General features: G+C 61.1%; 15 protein-coding genes. 8 read left to right on the top strand and 7 right to left on the bottom strand.

What is annotated here, in order from left to right; translation table 11 throughout:
* Position 1: 1 nt before the first annotated feature.
* The 6 genes from tssG to tssB form a co-directional block, all read right to left on the bottom strand.
* The gene (gene tssG / locus AACY50_RS12970) at positions 2 to 1,027 is read right to left on the bottom strand and encodes a type VI secretion system baseplate subunit TssG (RefSeq protein WP_339432715.1); all 1,026 of its coding nucleotides are present in this window, start codon (positions 1,025 to 1,027) and stop codon (positions 2 to 4) included.
* On the bottom strand, positions 991 to 2,784 hold the full coding sequence (gene tssF, locus AACY50_RS12965; RefSeq protein ID WP_339538646.1) for a type VI secretion system baseplate subunit TssF: 1,794 nt from the start codon (positions 2,782 to 2,784) through the stop codon (positions 991 to 993). Before tssF ends, tssG begins: the two co-directional genes overlap by 37 nt.
* Entirely contained in the window at positions 2,768 to 3,211 is a 444-nt protein-coding gene (tssE, locus tag AACY50_RS12960; protein ID WP_339465614.1) for a type VI secretion system baseplate subunit TssE, read from the bottom strand. Before tssE ends, tssF begins: the two co-directional genes overlap by 17 nt.
* Positions 3,212 to 3,226: 15 nt before the next feature.
* Positions 3,227 to 3,724 (bottom strand): Hcp family type VI secretion system effector, encoded by a 498-nt coding sequence (locus AACY50_RS12955; protein WP_221732671.1) that lies wholly within the window; start codon positions 3,722 to 3,724, stop codon positions 3,227 to 3,229.
* Between the two features lie 73 nt (positions 3,725 to 3,797).
* A complete protein-coding gene (tssC, locus tag AACY50_RS12950) occupies positions 3,798 to 5,279 on the bottom strand; it encodes a type VI secretion system contractile sheath large subunit (protein ID WP_339432712.1) in 1,482 nt (493 codons plus the stop codon).
* Between the two features lie 30 nt (positions 5,280 to 5,309).
* Entirely contained in the window at positions 5,310 to 5,852 is a 543-nt protein-coding gene (tssB, locus tag AACY50_RS12945; RefSeq protein ID WP_339465613.1) for a type VI secretion system contractile sheath small subunit, read from the bottom strand.
* Positions 5,853 to 6,080: 228 nt separating this feature from the next.
* Here tssB and AACY50_RS12940 point away from each other — a divergent pair, with 228 nt between their 5' ends.
* From AACY50_RS12940 to tssA, 5 genes are read left to right on the top strand one after another with little or no spacing between them, the layout of a single operon-like run.
* Complete coding sequence (locus AACY50_RS12940) at positions 6,081 to 6,527, top strand: type VI secretion protein (RefSeq protein ID WP_339432710.1); 447 nt, start codon at positions 6,081 to 6,083, stop codon at positions 6,525 to 6,527.
* A gap of 46 nt (positions 6,528 to 6,573) precedes the next feature.
* Complete coding sequence (gene tssK, locus AACY50_RS12935; RefSeq protein WP_339432709.1) at positions 6,574 to 7,905, top strand: type VI secretion system baseplate subunit TssK; 1,332 nt, start codon at positions 6,574 to 6,576, stop codon at positions 7,903 to 7,905.
* A gap of 18 nt (positions 7,906 to 7,923) precedes the next feature.
* Positions 7,924 to 8,688 carry a DotU/TssL family secretion system protein gene (locus tag AACY50_RS12930; protein WP_339538645.1) on the top strand — a complete coding sequence of 255 codons (765 nt, stop codon included), beginning with the start codon at positions 7,924 to 7,926 and terminating at the stop codon, positions 8,686 to 8,688.
* Positions 8,685 to 12,509, top strand: coding sequence for a type VI secretion system protein (locus AACY50_RS12925; RefSeq protein ID WP_339538644.1), 3,825 nt, complete (start codon positions 8,685 to 8,687; stop codon positions 12,507 to 12,509). Before AACY50_RS12930 ends, AACY50_RS12925 begins: the two co-directional genes overlap by 4 nt.
* A complete protein-coding gene (tssA, locus tag AACY50_RS12920) occupies positions 12,506 to 13,588 on the top strand; it encodes a type VI secretion system protein TssA (RefSeq protein WP_339432706.1) in 1,083 nt (360 codons plus the stop codon). The genes AACY50_RS12925 and tssA overlap by 4 nt, the downstream gene beginning before the upstream one ends.
* On the opposite strand, the gene AACY50_RS12915 is transcribed toward tssA, so the two are convergent.
* On the bottom strand, positions 13,585 to 14,553 hold the full coding sequence (locus AACY50_RS12915; protein ID WP_339538643.1) for a 2-hydroxyacid dehydrogenase: 969 nt from the start codon (positions 14,551 to 14,553) through the stop codon (positions 13,585 to 13,587). The two genes, tssA and AACY50_RS12915, sit on opposite strands and share 4 nt — an antisense overlap.
* Positions 14,554 to 15,244: 691 nt before the next feature.
* On the opposite strand from AACY50_RS12915, the gene AACY50_RS12910 reads away from it, so the two are divergent.
* The 3 genes from AACY50_RS12910 (at position 15,245) to AACY50_RS12900 (ending at position 19,099) form a co-directional block, all read left to right on the top strand.
* On the top strand, positions 15,245 to 15,610 hold the full coding sequence (locus AACY50_RS12910) for a DUF6124 family protein (protein ID WP_339465606.1): 366 nt from the start codon (positions 15,245 to 15,247) through the stop codon (positions 15,608 to 15,610).
* Between the two features lie 487 nt (positions 15,611 to 16,097).
* The gene (locus AACY50_RS12905) at positions 16,098 to 17,375 is read left to right on the top strand and encodes an HAAAP family serine/threonine permease (protein WP_221732714.1); all 1,278 of its coding nucleotides are present in this window, start codon (positions 16,098 to 16,100) and stop codon (positions 17,373 to 17,375) included.
* A gap of 80 nt (positions 17,376 to 17,455) precedes the next feature.
* Complete coding sequence (locus tag AACY50_RS12900) at positions 17,456 to 19,099, top strand: SulP family inorganic anion transporter (RefSeq protein ID WP_339538642.1); 1,644 nt, start codon at positions 17,456 to 17,458, stop codon at positions 19,097 to 19,099.
* The last annotated feature ends 69 nt before the right edge of the window (positions 19,100 to 19,168 follow it).

The raw sequence follows: 19,168 nt of genomic DNA, 5'->3' as shown, positions 1-19,168 counted from the left end.
TTCAGGTGATCTCCAGCTGACGCAGGCGGGTTTCGATGCGTTGCACTGCAAGGCTGGCCTGACGTTGCAAACCACCGTTCCAGCTCAACAACGCCGGGGCCTGACGCCCCAGCTTCATCGGCCCGGCACCGCGCACCAGCAATACCAGCGTGACATCCAGATCTGGCCCGAAGTACAACGCGGCGAGGCTCGCCAGCGCCGGGTGCGCCTCACCGTCCGGCAGGAAACGTCCGGCTTGCGCCGACAGCAACGGCCCCAGCGTCAGGCGAATGCCGGCGTGTTCATCCCAGACCCGAGTACCGGCCACGGCCGTGCGCCCCAGTTGCAGATTGCGTCCACCGGGTTTGATCACGCTGCGGCTGGCGGGCGGAATCTCGCGCCAGGCACCCTCATAAGCGTTCAGTTCGACCGGCACTTCAAACTGCTCACGGACAATGGCGGCGAATCCGGCCAGCGAGCGGCGGCCATCGGCAAACAACGCCGTACAGGCCAACACCGCACAGTCCGGAACCGCTTGGCGCTCCTGCAAGGATTTGGGCAGCAACCCCGTCAGTGCGCGCAGTTGCGCCTGTACCGGCGAAGCCCCTGGCGTGACAAAGCCAAGCGCGATCCGGTGTTTGCGCATCACCTTGTACAGCAGGCTGAGCAGGCGATGCTGAAACAGATCGAGGAATTCGGCGGGCGCATGATCCTTGGCCCGGGCGCGTTGTTGCAGCCATTCCTGATAGGCGTAGGGCAGCGGGCCGTCGGGGCCGCCGAGGCCGAAGATCGGCGTGTCGAGGGTCAGCGGTGCGCCGGGCTCTTCGCACAGATTTTCGATCTGGCTGGTGGGAAACAACGGCGTCAACGGCCCTCGCAGTTTCAAGGCCTCCGCTTGGGGCGAAGTGCCGCTGCCGAGGGTTTCGGCCTGTGGTTGTTCGCGCTCCAGCAAGAGCAGCGCCTGCAACCACTCGAACGCTTGGGGATCGCGGCGCAGTCGTTGGCTCAGGGTCAGAGCGATAGGGGCATGCCGGCTTGGGGTTGCCATGCCTTGACCTCCTTGTCGGCTTGCATCAACACCGTGCGCACAAAGCGATTGGCCGTGGCGTACACCGAGAAAAACTGCGCGAGCACTGCCGAAAACAGCACTGCGCTGCTACCGACGAAATGCTGCGGATCAAGCTGCAGTTGCACCTCCAGACCGTTGCGCCAACCGCGCCAGGCATCGACGCCGACATGGCCGATCACTCGCTCGCAACTCAGGCTCAACAACCCTTCGATCTGGCGCAAAGCGCTGGCTTCGTCACGCAGGTTGTGCAGATGCAGAATCTCTTTCAATGCGTCGAGTGCCTGCGGGCCTTCGACCAGCGACAAGTGATTGAGGGTCAGTTGCGACACCAGCCGCCAGCGCGAATCACCGTCCAGTCGCGGCATGCTCTGCGGGCTTGGCGGATTGCGCAGGCGTGCCCACGCGACCGGGCCGGGGCGTTCGAAGCCCAGCGGTGTGCCGGCGGCCAGGCTCTGAGCCAAATGACGATTGGTGCAGAGCAGTTCGGCGGTGAGGCTGTAGTCGGGCAGATCCGTTTGCGGTTCGAAGCGGGTGTCGACCACGCTCACCAGCAGGTCACTGCCGAGCCGGTTCGGGGTCATGCCGCTGACTCGCCGGGCATGCCAGTAACGCTGTTGATCACCGCCGCTGTGCTGACTGCCGTAATACGCCGGCAGGCGCTGCACGCCGGCACTGGAGCTGGCACGCATGCCGCGAATGCTGTGGATCTCGACGCTGTTCTCGCGGTGGCTGTCGGCGATCAAACGGTATTCGCTGCGGGTGCCATCGGGGCGCAGCGGCTCGGAGGTGCGCGGGAACAGGTTGATGGCGGGGGCGCAACCGAGGGCGATGTCGCTGGCCTGCAAATGCAGACGGCTGGTGGGTGCACGGTCGAAAACGATGTACAGGAAGAGCGTCTGACTGTCGCTGGAAACGCCACTGAGTGGCAGATCGAAGAAGTGGAATTTGTCCGGGAAGGCAAAGTACTCGGCCAGCAGACGCATGCCCGGATGCACGCCGTCTTCGTCGGGCAGCAGCACTTCGTCGTCGCTGAAACCGACGATCTTCGGCAAGCCTTTAACGGTCACCGGAACGCTGCCCGGCGACCCTGCCAGCACCTGCATGGCATGGGCGCCGAGCAAGTCATATAAACCGGCGTTGATCACCGGCGAAGCCGCCAGATGAATACGCAACTGCTCAATGCCCAGTTGCGCCCATTGGCTGTCACCCAGGCAGCGCAGACTCAGGCGCAATGCTGAGCGAGACTGTGCCACACCCGTAAGCGCCTGGGCTTCATCGCTGCCAAGCAACAAGGCCTCTGTGACTTCAACCGGCCACAAACGCACTGCGGCACTGGTGCGAAAGTGGATGCTTTCACCTTTGCTGGTGGTGACGAACAGCGGCGTGTCGCGGGGCAGGGGATAGCCTTCGTCGAGGTTGCCTTTGCTCGGGTCCGGTTCAAATTGCACGATGGCGCAGGACGGCAACGGGCGCATGGCCAACGGGTAAAGTTGTTCGAGCAGCGCGTCGCTGAACTCGGCGTAGTCATCGTCCAGTCGTCGTTGCAGACGTGCCGCCAGCAGCGCAAAACCTTCCAGTAAACGCTCGACATGCGGGTCCGGGCATTCGCCGGGGGACAGTTCCAGGCGCCGTGCGACTTTCGGATAGCGCTCGGCAAACTGGCTGCCGGCATGCCTGAGCCAGGTCAGTTCGCGTTGATAGTAGTCGAGCAGTTGCGGGTCAATCGAGTCGCTCATGGCGCACCTCCAGCCCTTGGCCGCCAGGCTCGATGACAAACGCCACCGGCCAGTGCTGGTGGCCGCTGCGCAACTCGCCGAGCAGGCGAATGCTCATTTGCTGAGGGTGTTCGGGCAACGGATTGACCTGAACCTCGCCCAGACGCAGGCGCGGTTCAAAATGTGTGATGGCTTCGCGAATGTCTCGCGCCAGTCGACGTCGGTCGTCGCTGCGCTGCTGTTGCAGAGCGCTCCAGTCAGCGATGCCGTAGTCGATCACGCTCGGCGGTGTGGTCAGTGTGCGCGGGCCACGGCGGGTGTTGAACAGGCGCCCGAGCTCGGCGTGCACCGAGTCGAGCAAATCCTGGCGATCAAATTTCCGCGCGCCCTCAGCCTCGCTGGATGCGAGGCGTTCGAACAGCGGGGGAAGCATGCCGGTGCCTGCCATGGCCGGGGCGCCGGGTTAGCTGACGAGCTTGTTGGCGGCCATGTCCCACGTCGACGCGGCGGTGCCTTCCTTGGTGCCGTCGTCCTTCTGCGCGGTGAGTTCCCATTTGATCTTGGTGAAGTTCAGGGAAACGGTTTCCACCGGTTTGCCTCCGGTACCGCCGCTGACGCTGACGTTCGACAGCACCACGTTGGTCAGGGTGTAGATGATGAACGGCAAGAGTTGCCCGCTGCCTTCGGCGGCGTTGCGGCCGATGGTGATCTTGGCTTCTGGAATCGGCTTGCCGGCACAGCAGTATTCGTTGAGGGAAGGCGTCGAGGTGTCGACGAATTTGGTCACGGTGAACTCGCCGACGTGAGGTTTACCGGAAGTGCGCTCCGAGTTGCTGACGTCATTGGTGACTTGCATCGCGACGTTGTGGCTGTAGGACATGACTTCGATCTTGTCCGCGTAACCCTCGAGCAGGCTGTCGCCTTTGATGTCGCCGCCGAGGTCGAGAATGATTGCATCCATCGCTTGAAACTCCTGAAAGGTGTCGCGCTAGATAAAGGACAGCCCCCGCCGCACGGGCGGCGGGGGCTGCAGGTCAGGCAGCTACCGGTGGCGGCAGGGTGGCGACCAGGCGGATCGAGGCGGTCAGCTCTTCGAGTTGAAAGTGCGGCCGCAGAAACACCGTGGCCCGATAGGCGCCCGGTTTGCCGGCGACTTCGGTGACGTCCACTCGCGCTTCGCGCAACGGGTACTGCGCCTTGATTTCCTGCGGCGCGTTGTCGTTGATCAGCACGTAGTCGGCGATCCAGTTGTTGAGGTAGGTCTGCACGTTGTCGCGGGTCATGAAACTGCCGACCTTGTCGCGCATGATCACCTTCAGGTAATGGGCGAAACGCGAGGCCGCGAGCACGTACGGCAACATCGCCGAGATGCGCGCGTTGGCATTGGCCTCGTTGGTGTTGTAGAGCTTGGATTTGTTGGTGGTCTGGCCGCCGAAGAACACGGCGACGTCGCTGTTTTTCTTGTGGCACAGGGCAATGAAACCGAGGTCGTTGAGCTCTTTTTCACGGCGGTCGGTGATCGCCACTTCGGTCGGGCATTTGAGCGACAGATCGCCCGAACTGGTGCGGAACGTGTGCGCCGGCAAGCCTTCTACTGCGCCGCCACCCTCAGCGCCACGAATCGCCGCGCACCAGCCGTACTTGGCAAACGCTTCGGTGATGCGTTGCGACAACGCCCATGCGGCATTGCCCCACAGGTATTTGCTGTGGTCGGTGCCGTTGACGTCCTCGACGTAGTTGATGCCTTCCACGGGCGAGGTGTCCGGGCCGTAAGGCAGGCGCAGGAGGAAGTGCGGCAGCACCAGCGAGACGTAGCGCGAATCTTCGCTCTCACGGAACGAGCGCCACTTGATCAGCTCCTGGCTCTCGAACACTTTCGACAGATCACGCGGCACCGCCAGTTCGGTGAAGCTGTTCATGTCGAACAGTCGCGGGCTGGCGGCGGCAATGAATGGCGCGTGCGCCGCAGCGGCGACGTTCGACAGTTTTTCCAGCAGGCCGATGTCCTGCGGGTGACGGCCAAAGGTGTAGTCACCCACCAGCAGGCTGAAGGGATGGCCACCGAAGGTGCCGTATTCCTCTTCGTAGATCTTCTTGAACAGGGCGCTCTGATCGAACTCGACGGCTTTTTCCAGGTCGTTCTGCAGCTCTTTCTGGGTCACGTTGAGCAGGCGCAGTTTCAGCCGGGTGCTGGTTTCGGTGTTCTGCACCAGCATGTGCAGGCCACGCCACGAGGCTTCGAGTTTTTGCAGGTCGGGATGGTGCAGCACCTCGTTGAGCTGGGCGCTGATCAACTCGTCGATCTGGCTGATGCGGTCGTTGATCATCGCCACGGTGTCCTTGTCGATGGCCATGCCTTCGTCGAGCACCTGGGTGGCGAATTCCGCGAGCATGTCGCGGGCGTAATCCTGCTGACTGTCATCGTGGGCCATACGGCCATCGAGAATGATCTGGTCGAGCAGGGAAAGTGTCTCGGTCGTACTGTCGCTGGCTTGGTTCTTGGCGGCGGCGGGCATGGCGAATTCTCCCCTCGGTTAAGTGGACGATCAGGCTTGCGGTTCGGCCGGCGCCTCGGCATCAGCTGCCGGGGTAGCGGTGTCTGGGCGGGCCGATTTGATTTCCTGCAAGCCTTCGGTGTTGGCGATGACGTCGCGCAACAGTTTGTCCAGGTCATCGTTGCCGTCGAGTTTGGTCAACAGGTCACGCAGACGTTGGCGGGCCTCGAACAGGCGACGCAGCGGCGTGACTTGCTCCACTACCTTGACCGGGTCGAAGTCGTCGATGTGTTTGAAATTGAGTTCGATGTTCAGCTTGCTGTCGTCGCCGCTGAGGGTGTTGTTGACCTGCAACGTGGCGCGCGGGGCGATCGAGGCGAGTACTTCGTTGAAGTTGTCGCGGTCGATTTCGGTAAAACGCCGATCGGTCAGTTTCGCCAATGGTTCAAGGGGTTTGCCCGAGAGGTCGGCGAGGATGCCGACCACCAATGGCAATTCCTTTTTCTCGATGGCGTTGCCGATTTCGACGTCGTAAGTGATTTGCACTCGGGGCGGGCGCACCCGGTCGAGCTTGTGCTGAGTACTTTCTGCCATGTCGGCGGACTCCGATGCGATGAGCGGGCGCAATGCATCGGGGGGGCCCGTTCATCGCTTTCCCTTGCTGGACCGTAGGTTAGAAAGGGTGGCAGATGAGCTGTCGTTCCTTTGACAAACCTTCTTGGATTCGGCTGTAGGAACCGAACTACCCAAGACGCTAGAACAGGTCTATAAAAATGCAAGCAAAAACATTTTTGGACACGGCCGAGAAAAGGAAAATTCATTTTGTGCGGACGATTTTTTGTAGCGTTTTGGTTGGTGCTTCTGACGGGCTGTTCTTTCTTCGAGCCGACGGTGGACCTCGACAGCCTGACCCTCGACGTAGCCCCCAAGGCCAACGACGACACGCCGATTGCCGTGGATTTCATCGCCGTCAACGACCCTGATCTGCTCAAACAACTGTCCGGTATCAGCGCCAGTCAGTGGTTTGCCGAGCGCGAACAGTACCAGCGCGACTATCGTCAGTTGATGAGTGTGTGGGGGCTGGAGTTGGTGCCGGGGCAATTTATCGACCACCAACCCTTCCCGCTGGGGGGCAAGAAGGCGGCTGGACTTTTGGTCTTCGCCAGCTATAACACTCCCGGAGCGCACCGCTTGCGCCTCGATGATCAGCGTCGAGCGTGGCTGAAGTTCGACAGTCGCGAGATGAGCCTGGTCAGTCAGGAAAACTGAAACACACCGCCCGCCGCCGGATCGCGGCGAGGTCGAAGGGAGTCGTATGAGTTTGCTACCTGACGCGGTTTGCTGGCATGAAGGCATGCAATTGCTGCCGCAGCATTTTCAGTTGCAGGGGCTGCGGGCCGAAGCACTCGGCGCGCATCTGGCGCATGCGTGTAACCCGTGGTTCTGGGGCGTCAGCCACATGGAGTTTGACCCGTCGGCACTGAGCGCCGGCGTGGTGCGGGTGGTGTCGCTGCAAGGGACGATGCCCGACGGCTTGCCGGTGGATGTGCAGGCGGGTGTGGGCCCAGTGCTGGAACTGGATGTCAGCGCGGCGATCAACGCCACTGACGACGCCACCGTCACTGTGTTCCTGGCGATCAGCCCGATGTGGCGCGCCGGACAATTGCTGCCGCTCAAGGGCCGTTTGCAATCGGTCGTCGGCGAGGCGCTGCCGGATCTCACCAGCGGCCAATTCCCTGAATCGATCACGGTGTGGCGACCCAATCCACGCCTGTGCACACAACTGAACAAAGCCGACTCGATCTGCCTGCCGCTGCTGAAAATCCGCAAGGAGGGCGGAGGCTTCCTGGCGCTGGGTTATACGCCGCCAACGCCGAACCTGTTGCCCGAATCTGTGCTCGGTCGACGCATCGCCGGGCTCTGCGCGCGGGCTCGGGAGAAGTGTCTGTTTCTGGGCGGGCGCTTGCGTCAGGCGCAACAGGCCGGCAATCAGGATGATGCGCTGGAAATCCGTCGGCAGTTGACCGCGCTATGGGCACGCCTGCCGGAAGTCGAAGGTTCACTGAACAGCCGCATTGCCCAGCCGCAAAGGCTCTATGTGCAACTGCTCGGAATGGCCGGTGCATGGTCGGCGCTTGATCCGCTGGCCGGTGTGCCGGCGTTTGCGCCGCTGGATTTTCTCGAATTGCAGCGTGGTTACGACGCGGTGCTTCAGTGGCTGGAAACCACCCTCGAACTGATCCGCGCCGGCTATCGCAGCCTGCCGTTCGAACGCAGCGAGCAGAGTTTTTCCATTCAGTTGCCCGATGAGCAACCGAGCCAGCGTCTGGTCATTGGCTTGCGCATGCCAAACGGCGCCAGCGAGCAAGCCGCGATTGACTGGTTGCGCGGCGCGATCATCGCCTCGGCACCACACATCTCGCTGCTCGGTCGCCAGCGCATGAGCGGTCTGCCCCATCAAGTGATGAACCGCAGCGAGCAGGTGGCCTACAGCGTGGGCGAGGACACGCGCCTGTTTGTCATCACCGCCGAAGGCGCGTGGTTCGACGCGCAACTGCCGCTGGTGATCGCCGCCCCCGCCGCGAAGCTGACCAGCAGTCCATGGCAAGTGGTGCTGTTTGTCGCCCAGAACAGTGAAAGTGCCTGATCACACAAGGAACGCCGTATGTCGCAAGGAAGTGCCGCAAGCCTGGGGTTGCAGGACGCACCGTTGAGCAGCGCGTTCCGGCAGACGTGGCAGCAATGGCAACAGGATTGGGTGCAATTGCCCAAGGACAGCGACGACGAAGCGGCGCTGGTGGAGACGGTGGTCGAGCTGTCGACGCAGGCTTCGCAACGGCTCTGGCGCACGGCGTATTCGCGGGTCGGTGATTCGGCGACGGATCAGGTCAAGGCACTGGTTTACGCGTTTGTTGCACTGGTCGATGAAACCCTGTTGTTTACGCCGTGGCCGGGGCAAGCGGCGTGGCAGGAAAAACCGCTGGAGTCGCGGTTGTACGCCAGCCGTCAGGCGGGCGAGCAAGTGCCGGCGGCCATTCAAACCCTTCTCGATGAACAACAACCGACCACCCGCGATCTGGCCAACGTGTACTTGCAGTGCCTGATTCTCGGCTTCCACGGACGCCTGCGCGGTGAGCACACTCAGGCGCAACGGGAGAAATGGCGGCTGGCCCTGTTCAACTTTGCCTGGCAGGACGAAGCCACGTATGACGATGTCAGCCAGCGACTGGTGCAACCTTCACTGGTGGCGCCGTTGCAGTTGCCCGTGCGCACCGCGCTGCCGGACGGCTTTCGTCTGGCGTTGGGTATTCTCGCGATGGTGTTGTTGCTGACCGGACTTGGCCAGTTCCTGTGGCGTGACATTCGTTCCGAGCTCGATCCGGTGCTGGAAATGACCGATTCAGTGGCCGCGCCGGAGCAAGACTCATGAGCCCCCTGACGATTGTCGCGTGGGTCGTCGCGCTGCTGCTGTTGCTGGTCATCATCGCCGTGGCCGTGTGGTGGCTACGGACCCAGAGCGGCGCGGCGATCCGCAGTTTTTATGCGTCCGTGCGCCATATGGAGCAGGAGCAGGGCAGTCACGATCGTTATCAGATGCCGTGGATGTTGATGCTCGGCGATGAAACTCAAGGCACGCAATTGGTCACCGAGTGGCGATTGCAGCCGACCGATAAACCGGCGTGGTTTGGCCGCTGGTGGTCGGACCCCGAAGGCGCTGTGCTGGTGGTGCCGCAGGCATTGTTTCTGCCGGACGACGGCATGCATTTGCAGCGCGGTGGCTGGTGGCGACTGCTTGGGTTGATCCTGCGTATGCGCAGCAAGCGGCCGCTGGACGGCGTGATCTGGACGGTGCCGGTCAGCCACCTGAGCAATCTTGAGCAGGCTGCCAGCCTTGGTCTGGCCGCACGCCGACGTTTTATCGATCTGCTGCAACGCTTTGGCTTGAGCGTGCCGGTGTACGTGATCGTCACGGGACTGGAAGAGTTGCCGGGGTTTCAGGAACTGATCAGCGCCTTGCCCGAGGAGGCCCGTGAACGCACCTTGGGCTGGTCGTCGCCCTACGCGCGCGATGCCGTGTGGCAAGGGCAGTGGAGTGATCAGTCGCTGGATCGAATCCACCGCGCCATGGCCGAAGCCGTGATCGAAATCGGCACGTTGTCGGGGCAGTTGAGCGCCGACCTGTACGCCTTGCCGGAGCGTCTGGAGACGTTGCGCCGTGGACTTCAGAGCGTGCTCGAACCGGTTTTTCAGGGCAACGCGCAGGGCGAAGCGCCGTGTTTTCGCGGTGTGTATTTCACCGCCAATGAAGCTTCAGAGGACGCCAAGGACGGCTTTTGCGCCGATGACAGCGGCTTGCAGCAGAGCGTGTTCGTGCGCCAGTTGTGGCGTCAGCGTCTGGTCGGCGAACACGGACTGGCCCAAGGCGTGCCGCGTCTGTTGCGTTTGCGTCAGCGTTGGCAGCGGCTGACAGCCGGGGTGGCGTTGGTGGTCGCAGTGGTCTGGGCGGTAGCGATGCTGTGGGTCTGGCACCAGTCGGTCAAGGATGCCCACGAACTGGCGTGGCTGATGCAGGGCGCGCAAAAGAGTTACGTGGCGGTCACCGATGAGGCGCATCGAATTGAACCGACCCGGCGCAATGTGCAGGGTTTCTGGCGGGTGCTGGAGCGAGCACCGCAATGGCGCTACGTTTCGCTGGCATTTCCGTCCTCTTGGTTTTCATCCCTGGACACCCTGCTTGAGCAGGAGCTGTTCCGCTCAGCTCAGGGTCAAATGCTCGTGCCGCTGCATGAACTGCTGGTCGCTGAACTGGCGAAAATCAAAACGATCCGCGCCACTGATCGGCGCAGCAGCATTGAAAGTGAAGACCCGGCGCAGTGGAAAAACTATCAAAAGGCCACGGATCTGGTGGACCGGGCATTACGTCTGGAGCAGCAGAACCAATTGTTTGGCGAAGTGCAGAACAATCAGCGGGCACCGCTGGACGATCTGGTGCAACTGAGCAACAGCGCTCTATCACTGAACCTCAATGCCGCGACATTGCCCCATGCCGCGTATTACAACCGGTTGTTGGCGGCGGGTGATGGCGGCAATTTGCAGGCGTTGGATTTGAGCGTCGAGCAGCCGCTGATACTGAGCAACTTCAACGGGTTGATGGAACTCTGGCTCAATCAGTATTTCCTTGCCGACAACTTTGTCAGCAAGGCCGGTTACCTCAAGTTGCACCTGGAACAACTGGAGGCCGGCAGCGGCAACAGCCTCGGTGAACTGGAAGAACTGCGCGCACTGATTGATGGCCTGCAAGCAGCGATTTCCATGACCAACGCGGCGTGGGGACGCGGCAAGGGCCAGGAACTGGTGCCCGGCTATCGCGCTTTTCTCGACAAGGTGCACAAGAGTTCATTGCTGGGGCCAACCGTGGAGCAACAACTGGAAAACCAGGCCAGCAAATTGCAGCAGAGTTTTCGTGACCAATGGATCGCCCGCGCAGGTTCACGGGACAACTTGCTGGTGCAGCAAGGCAGTGGACAACTGGCGCTGCAGGAACACGTGATCAAACTCGATAACGCCCTGCAGTCGCTATTCAAACGCGATTTTCTGGCCGTTGCCTTGCGCGCCAATCAAGACAATGGGGGCATGCAAGGCCAGACCGTGGACGGCGATGACTTCAACCTGTCGTTGAGCTATTTCGCCAGTTACAAAAGCTACGTGGCTGAAGAGCTGCCCCGGATCCCGCCGGCCTATCGCGGCGCGGTGTTGCAAGCCGCCGAAAACGCCGCCGCCCAGGCGATGTGGCTCAGCCTCAGGGATCACGACGACCGGACTCAATCGTACGCAGTGTTCAACGTGCGCGCCGAGCAGGCCATGGCCCTGCAAAAAGCCTTTGTGGAACTGCGTCGCAGTGATCTGGCGGCACGTTTGCAAGGCGGGTTGAACCGTCGGGCGATGGCGCAGATTGTCAGTGGCCTGAATGAAATCAGCGACCAGCCGCTGTTTGGCGGGCGCACTGAAGTCAGTCAGTGGGACGGCTCGAAAAACCTCGGTCTGCAACTGTACGGCGCCAGTGATGTGCAGGACTTGAAACTGAGCCTCAAGCAGCAGTTCAACACCATGCTCGGCATCACCGAACGGCGCACCTCGGCGTTGCAATGGCTGATGACTCAACAGGGCAGTCTGTCGGCGCTGGATTACGAGCGGGTGACACAGTTCAGCGCGCTCAACGACGACTTGCTCAAGTACAAGGATTCGAACCCGGCCAGCTCACCGGCGCAGATCGAGCAACTGGTCAGCCGCGATTTCATCGAGATGGATACCGCCTCGTGCGAACACGTATTACAGACCGCCAATGTTGCTCCCGGACGCAGCACGCTGGCGATGCGTGCCGTGGAACTGCAACAGTCCGCCATGCAGCGTTGCCAGTCCCTGCAACAGCAACAGGCCGCAGCGGCATGGAATGAACTGGCCAACTATTTCAATCAATACCTGGCCGATCGCTTTCCCTTCGCCAATGGCGTGCAAGCGCAGGATGCCGACCCGGCACGGGTTCAGTATTTCCTCGACATCATCGACAAACGCTTGCCGGTGGCGCAGGCCGGACTGGTCCTGAGCCAGACACCGGAACGCTTGGCGGCGGAAGATTTTCTCAATCGCCTGAAGCAGGCGAGCGTCTGGCTCAAGCCGCTGTTCGTGCGCGACAAGAGCGGCATTCTCGGCGTTGAACTGGACGTGCGTTGGCGTACCGATCGCGATGATGAAAAGGGCGCCGATAAGGTGATTGCCTGGAGCCTGCTCGCCGGCCGTCAGGAGATCAACTACCCGGCAGCCGAAGAGCCGAATCTGCGCTGGAGGGTTGGCCAGCCTATTCGCCTGACCCTGCGCTGGGCGCGTAACGGCAAGGAACGTCCGGTCAACGATCCGCTGCAACCGAACCTGGTGGTGCGCGATCTGGAGGCAGGCTGGGAGTACGGCGGGCCGTGGTCGCTGCTGCGCCTGATGCGTGCGCATTTCTCGGTGCAGCGCCAGCCGAGCATGGATTACACCGATTTCCCGCAGGCCCTGCGTTTGCCGGTGACCGGGGCGCCCGACAGCGTTACCAGTGAATTCGCACGGATGTACGTGCGCCTGTCGTTGATGAGTCAGGGCTCGAAACTGCCGCTGTCGATTGCACCGTTGCCCACGCGCGCACCGCACTCACCGTTTCAGTTCATCGGCACGACGACGGCCGCCATTGAATCGCAGAAGGAGGGATTGTGAATCTGCCATCGACCCCGTTGCCGGATCTGATTGATCAGTTGCTTGCGCCGATCAGCGCAGAAGCGCCGTGCGGCGTCGATCTGCGCTATGAACGCGAGTTCGACCAGTTGCGCGACCTGCGCCGCGAAGACGACGCCAGCCTGCCGACCGGCGTGTGGCAGTCGACGCTGAAGCGGGCGAACTGGCCGCAAGTCGAAAAGCTCACGACCACGTTGTTGCTGGAACGCAGCAAGGACCTGATGCTCAGCGCCTGGCTCGGCGAAGCGTGGCTGCACCAACAGGCGCTGGACGGTTTACCCGGTAGCCTGGCGCTGATTGCCGGTTTGTGTGAGCGTTTTCCCGACCAGTTGCACCCGCAAGCCGAGGACGGCGACCAGTCATGGCGGGTTATTCCTCTGGAATGGCTGGTGCGTCGATACAGCGAGGTGTTGCTCACCCGGGTGCCGCTGTTCGGCAGTCGCAACAGCGATTTCGAGGCCTATACCCTTGAAGTCTGGCGGCGTTTGCAGGTTCAGCAGGTGCAGGCCAACGACAGCAAGAATGCCAAGACATCGGCGCAAACCGCGAGCAATGAACAGAAGAAACTCAACGATCAGATCCGCGTTACGCCGCTGGCGTTCTGGCTACGCACCCAAGGCAATCTGCTGCTGAGCCTGCAACACCTGCAACGGCTCGACACCTGGAGCGAGGCTTATCTGGGCGATCAGGGCCCGGGGTTACGCCCGTTGCAGGACATCATTGAAGCGCTGCTGAAGCTGGTTCAGGAGTTTATCGCCATGCACCCACAACAACCGGCGTCGTCCGCGCCAATGCCCGACGTACCCGCCGCCGTGGCGCCATCGACTGAAGAAACCCCAGTGGCTCAGGTGTTTAGCGAACCGGCCAGCCGCGAAGAGGCCTACCGCCAATTGCTGCTGATCGCCGAATACCTGGCGCGCACCGAGCCCCATAGCCCGGTGCCGTATCTCATCCGGCGTGGAGTCGAGTGGGGCAACAAACCGCTGAGCGAGCTGCTTGGCGAGTTGATCTCGGCAGATGCCGAGTCACGACGTTTATGGACGTTGCTCGGGGTGCTTTAGTGCACGCGCTGATTGCCGGTTTTCGACGGCAGTTGAATCGGTGTGAGTACCGGTTGGCCTGAAAAGAACGCCACGAGGTTTTTGCCCACCAACTCGACGGTACCTCGAATGGCTTCCGGTGACAGACCGGCGACGTGTGGCGTGAGCAGCACATTGCTGAGGGCTTTCAGCGCCTCCGGCACTTGTGGTTCGTGGTCGAATACATCCAGCGCGGCACCGGCGATTCGGCGTTGTTCAAGGGCCGTGATCAGGTCCGCGGTGGCGATCACACTCGCCCGCGCAATATTGACGATGAAACCTTTGGGCCCCAGCGCATCAAGTACCGGGCGGGTTACCAGGTGCTGAGTGCCGATGCCGCCGGGTGTGGCGACGATGAGAAAGTCCGACGCCCGAGCCAATTCGGTCGGCGTCGAGCAGAACGCGTAAGGCACGTCATTGCGTACCTGACGGCTGTGATAGCTGATCTGCATGTCGAAGCCCAGGCCTGCGCGTTTGGCAATCGCCATGCCCACAGATCCCAAGCCGAGAATCCCCAAATGTTTGCCGGCCAGCGACGGACGCATGATCTTCGGCCATTCACCCCGACGCACGGCCGCATCGCAACGTGGAATGTCACGCACCAACGCCAGCAGCATGGCCATCGCGTGATCAGCCACCGACGAGGCGTTGACCCCGGCGCCATTGGTCACAGTGATCCCGCGATCACTGGCGGCTTGCAAGTCGACGTGTTCGTAACCGGCACCAATCACGGTGATGATTTTCAGCGTGGGCAGGGCGGCGATTTCGTCGGCGGTCAGGCCTAAGGGGCCACGGGTGAGCACAGCGTCGATGCGGCTGCCATGGGTGGCGATCGCTTGAGCGCGTTCGGCGGGTGTCGGCGCCAGAATCAGGTGGAAGCCCTGATGTTCAAGAATCGGCAAATAGTCATTGATGGTTTCAACCAGTACCAGAACGGATGCGGGCATTGCGCGGCTCCTGTGATCGTCGGTGTCGAGGGCATCAAATGAGTTTCAGAGTGCTGATAGCAAGGCAGCATGGCAATGTTCGACATTCAAGCATGGGTGCTTTGATTCTGGACGGCTTCGCGCAAGAAGCAAGGGCCGCAGCACACCGGCTATCCAGTGCGCTCAAGGTTGGCGACTGATCGTGTTTGAGCCAGACGGTCAGTTCCCACAGTTGTCAATTAGCGGTCGGCGGCCTTTACCCCCCCCCCCACACACATGAACTCGTGGTTTCAAACCTGAGTCGCACGTTGGTTACCTGCAATCTGTCAGATATTTCGTCAGCTTTTGTAGCTGATAAACGCGATTCTTGGCTTCCGTGTAAAGACATCCGTAGTTACGTGCCAATGCCCACAAATTCTTGCGTCGTTGCCTACGCGTGCGCCAGAATCCGCCGGCTTGTGCGCCTGGAGGGCGGTCGGTAACTTGGTTCGCATCACTGATTTCCAGTGATCGGGCTTAGCGGCCCGGTTTGTTCTCGGTTGCATAAGTCTTATCTAGACGGGCATATGCCTGCGCTTGATGGTGGCTGTGCGCATGGCACCTTCGGGTGCGCCGGGTTTCGAGAACTTACCGGTCCGCTAACTTGCGCATAGCCGCCACCCTTTTGCTTAGCGGCGAGAGGGGAGGCGGCATTACCGGAGGTAAGTTCTCAATGTTCAAGGTAACGCCAAACCCGCCGAATCCCGATCCGGCATCCCCCTACGAATCCCCTGGCTCCAAGAAATTCCACGAAGCCGCCGAGCGCGCCCTCGACCACTACCTGGATCCGCCAGCCGCCAAAGTCATGGCCGCGCCCTACGCACCCAATCGCCTGTACATGGCCAACCCCGCCGCCGGCAACGAACCCCTGCTGGCCGATGCGAGCGAAACCCTCGGTTCGGCCAACGTCATGCTCAACAACTTCGCCGCCCTGCTGGAAGGCACCCATCGCCAGACCGCATTAGGCATCGCCCAGAACGTGATGCTGGCTGAACTGGCGGTCAATCAGGTGCTCGATAATCTGGTGCCCACGGAATAAGCCAAACGCTGCGTCGGGGTCATTCGCCTCGCCGCAGTCTCTGTCATGGCGTTGTATGAGGCGGCCTGCTCGACTCCCGGATTTTGCCTGCGAAACCCTCGGATCCATCCGCTTTCCGGCAAGCGATGAGCGCGAAATCATGAGGACACAAAGCAGTCTGAGCAGCCACTGCCAACAGCCAAGGAAGGCCAGTTTTGCATTTCACTTGGATTCATATTGGGTCGATCGGTCTGATCAAGTTTTTTCGGTCACATGTGGCACTGAAACATGCCTAAAAACGACAGTTAACCTTTCCATGGCCGACATATATTTTGCCAAAAGCGACATTCAATAATCGGATCCGCACAACCATTGCTCAGCTAAGTCTTTGCTTCTGTTGATTTATCACGGAGAATCGCGCCCCTGTTTCGGCCGGAGCATGTCTGTCGGTTTTTTCCGACGCGTCCTGACCGAGTGGCAAGTGACCGGAATGCGGAGATCCGACCGGATGAATGAGCAGGCCAATAGCGTCAACGAACGCTATGAAGCAGCACCAGCCGAGCTGTCGAGCTGGAGTCGCCAGGACACCACCTGGATGTTGGGACTGTTTGGGACGGCGATTGGCGCCGGTACCCTGTTTTTGCCAATCAATGCGGGGCTGGGCGGCTTCTGGCCGCTGGTGATTCTCGCGCTGCTGGCGTTCCCGATGACGTTCTACGCACACCGTGGCCTGACCCGTTTTGTGCTCTCCGGTCGCGAAGGCGCCGACATCACTGAAGTGGTCGAGCAGCATTTCGGCATCAAGGCCGGGGCGCTGATCACATTGCTGTACTTTTTCGCCATTTTCCCGATTCTGCTGATCTACAGCGTGGGCCTGACCAACACGGTTGCCAGTTTCCTCGAACACCAACTGCACATTACGCCGCCACCGCGGGTGATTTTGTCGTTTGTGCTGATCCTCGGTCTGCTGGCGGTGGTACGTTGCGGCGAGCAGGCGATCGTCAAGGCGATGAGCCTGATGGTTTACCCGTTTATCGTCGCGCTGCTGTTTCTGGCGGTGTACCTGATCCCGCACTGGAATGGCGGCATCCTCGCCACCGCTTCGCACGTACCGGCGCCATCCGCGTTGCTGCATACGCTGTGGCTGGCCATTCCGGTGATGGTGTTCTCGTTCAACCACTCGCCGATCATTTCCGCGTTTGCGGTCGATCAGAAGCGTCGTTACGGCGTTCACGCACAAGAGCGCAGTTCGCAGATCCTGTCCCGCGCTCATGCGTTGATGGTGCTGATGGTGCTGTTCTTCGTGTTCAGTTGCGTGCTGACGCTGTCGCCCGCACAACTGGCTGAAGCGAAGGCGCAGAACCTGTCGATCCTGTCGTACCTGGCCAACCACTTCAGCAACCCGACCATCGCCTTCGCGGCACCGTTGATTGCATTTGTGGCGATTTCCAAGTCGTTCCTCGGTCACTACATCGGTGCCAGCGAAGGTCTGAAAGGTCTGATCGTCAAGAGCGGCAAGCGTCCGGGGGCGAAAGCGCTGGATCGCATTGTGGCGGCGTTCATGCTGGTCATCTGCTGGATCGTGGCGACGCTGAACCCGAGCATTCTGGGCATGATTGAAACCATCGGCGGCCCGGTGATTGCGGCCATTCTGTTTTTGATGCCGATGTACGCGATTCGTAAAGTGCCGGCGATGGCGCGCTATCGTGGGCAGGCGTCGAACGTGTTTGTCACGGCTGTGGGGCTGGTGGCGATTTCGGCGTTGATTTATTCGCTGACGGCGTAGGCCAAAGCGCCGGATACTCAGCTACAGTGGCCGCTGTGCGTGATGCGCACAGCGGCTTTTTTTCGTCTGGAGACAGTGGATTGTCGAGCGCCCCGCAACCTGTTGAACCCACCCACCGCTGGCAGGACGTACTCGCCGGCCTGTCGATTGCCGGGCTTCTGTTGCCTGAAGCCGTCGCGTATTCGACCATCGCCGCGCTGGCGCCGCAGGCCGGAGTCATCGCGCTGTTTGCCGGTTTGCTCTGTTACGGGTTGTTCGGCACCAGTCGCTTTGCGATTGTTTCGGCCACCTCGTCATCCGCGGCGGTGCTGGCGGCGGCGACGGCGACGCTGGCTCAGGGTGATCCGCAATTACGCTCGACCTTGGCGGTCGGCTTGGTGCTGGTCACCGGGGCGCTGTTTTTGCTGGCGGGGATCTTTCGTTTCGGCAGCGTCACTGCATTTATCGCCAAACCGGTGTTGCGCGGCTTTGCCTTTGGTCTGGCGCTGACGATCATTCTCAAACAGGTTGCCAGCGTCGTCGGTGTGCATCTGAGCGACGCCAATCTGGTGCGCTTCGCCCCGCAACTGCTGGAGCAACTGCCGCAATGGAACTGGCCGGCGGCGGGCGTCGCCGCTGTGGCGCTGGTGTTGCTGGGGCTGTTCTCACGCTTTCCACGGGTGCCGGGTGGCTTGCTGGTGGTGGTGATCGGCATTGTGGCCGGGCAATGGCTGAACCTGCCGGCCTATGGCGTGAAGATGATCGGACTCATCGATCTGAGCCTGGAAGTGCCGACTCTGCCAGTGCTGCCATTTGCTGATTGGCTGCGGTTGGGGGAGGTGGGGTTTGCGCTGGTGATGATTCTGTATGCGGAGTCTTTCGGCTCGATCAGTTCGTTTGCGCTCAAGCATGGCGATCGGGTGACTTCCAATCGCGATCTGCTGGCATTGGGGGCGTCGAACCTGTTGTCCGGGTTGTTTCATGGCATGCCGGCAGGGGCAGGGTATTCGGCGACATCGGCGAATGAGGCGGCGGGTGCGACTTCACGCTGGGCGGGTGGGGTTGCGGCGATGGTGGTGTTGCTGATCGTGCTGACGGTGTTGCCATGGATCGCCCTGACGCCGGAGCCGATTCTTGCCGCCATCGTCATGCATGCGCTGGGCAGGGGCTTGAGCTTGCAGCCGCTGGGTCGCTACTTCATTTGGCGCCGGGATCGGGTATTGGTGCTCTGTGCTGTGGGCGCGGTGCTGGTATTGGGCGTGCTGGATGGTTTGCTGGTGTCGGTGGCAATCAGTGTATTGCTGATGCTCAAGCAGATGTCGGCGGCGGATATTCAGGTACTGGGGCGGATTGACGGCGGGCATGATTTCGTCGACTTGCAGCGTCATCCGAGCGCGACAACGGAGTCGGGTGTGTTGATTGTGCGGCCCAGTGAGGCGTTGTTCTTTGCCAATGTCGAACGGATTCTCGGCGCGGCGTTGCATTTGGTCCGCCATTCGCCGGTGCCGGTGCACACGGTGATCCTCAGCCTGGAGGAAACGCCCAACCTGGATGGCACCAGCATCGAGGCCATGCAGGAGTTTTTTCTGCGGGTGGATCAGGAGGGTAAGCGACTGATCCTGGCGCGGCTCAAACATGAGGCCAAGAGTGCCTTGGCGAAGCTGCCGGAGGTTTCTGCCAATGACGTGATTCTCAGCGGGCTAAGTGTCGATGGCGCTGTCCAGCAAGCCCAATCCCACAGGTAATTTGAGTCCGATTGTTTGGGGTATAAAAAAACGCCGCTCATCTCACGATGGGCGGCGTTTTTCATTGCG

Origin of the sequence: Pseudomonas sp. RA_15y_Pfl2_54 (assembly GCF_963971015.1) — a bacterium.
GTDB classification, from domain to species: Bacteria; Pseudomonadota; Gammaproteobacteria; order Pseudomonadales; family Pseudomonadaceae; genus Aquipseudomonas; species Aquipseudomonas baetica_A.
The sequence above is the reverse complement of the archived record's forward strand: the minus strand, read 5'-3'. Positions and strand labels throughout refer to the sequence as shown.

Coding starts and splice junctions, on each gene's coding strand:
- AACY50_RS12910 (WP_339465606.1), top strand. CDS start 15,245: ATGTTCAAGGTAACGCCAAACCCGCCGAATCCCGATCCGGCATCCCCC.
- tssK (WP_339432709.1), top strand. CDS start 6,574: ATGAGTTTGCTACCTGACGCGGTTTGCTGGCATGAAGGCATGCAATTG.
- tssB (WP_339465613.1), bottom strand. CDS start 5,852: ATGGCAGAAAGTACTCAGCACAAGCTCGACCGGGTGCGCCCGCCCCGA.
- AACY50_RS12955 (WP_221732671.1), bottom strand. CDS start 3,724: ATGGATGCAATCATTCTCGACCTCGGCGGCGACATCAAAGGCGACAGC.
- tssG (WP_339432715.1), bottom strand. CDS start 1,027: ATGGCAACCCCAAGCCGGCATGCCCCTATCGCTCTGACCCTGAGCCAA.
- AACY50_RS12930 (WP_339538645.1), top strand. CDS start 7,924: ATGTCGCAAGGAAGTGCCGCAAGCCTGGGGTTGCAGGACGCACCGTTG.
- AACY50_RS12905 (WP_221732714.1), top strand. CDS start 16,098: ATGAATGAGCAGGCCAATAGCGTCAACGAACGCTATGAAGCAGCACCA.
- tssF (WP_339538646.1), bottom strand. CDS start 2,784: ATGAGCGACTCGATTGACCCGCAACTGCTCGACTACTATCAACGCGAA.
- tssC (WP_339432712.1), bottom strand. CDS start 5,279: ATGCCCGCCGCCGCCAAGAACCAAGCCAGCGACAGTACGACCGAGACA.
- AACY50_RS12925 (WP_339538644.1), top strand. CDS start 8,685: ATGAGCCCCCTGACGATTGTCGCGTGGGTCGTCGCGCTGCTGCTGTTG.
- AACY50_RS12915 (WP_339538643.1), bottom strand. CDS start 14,553: ATGCCCGCATCCGTTCTGGTACTGGTTGAAACCATCAATGACTATTTG.
- tssE (WP_339465614.1), bottom strand. CDS start 3,211: ATGGCAGGCACCGGCATGCTTCCCCCGCTGTTCGAACGCCTCGCATCC.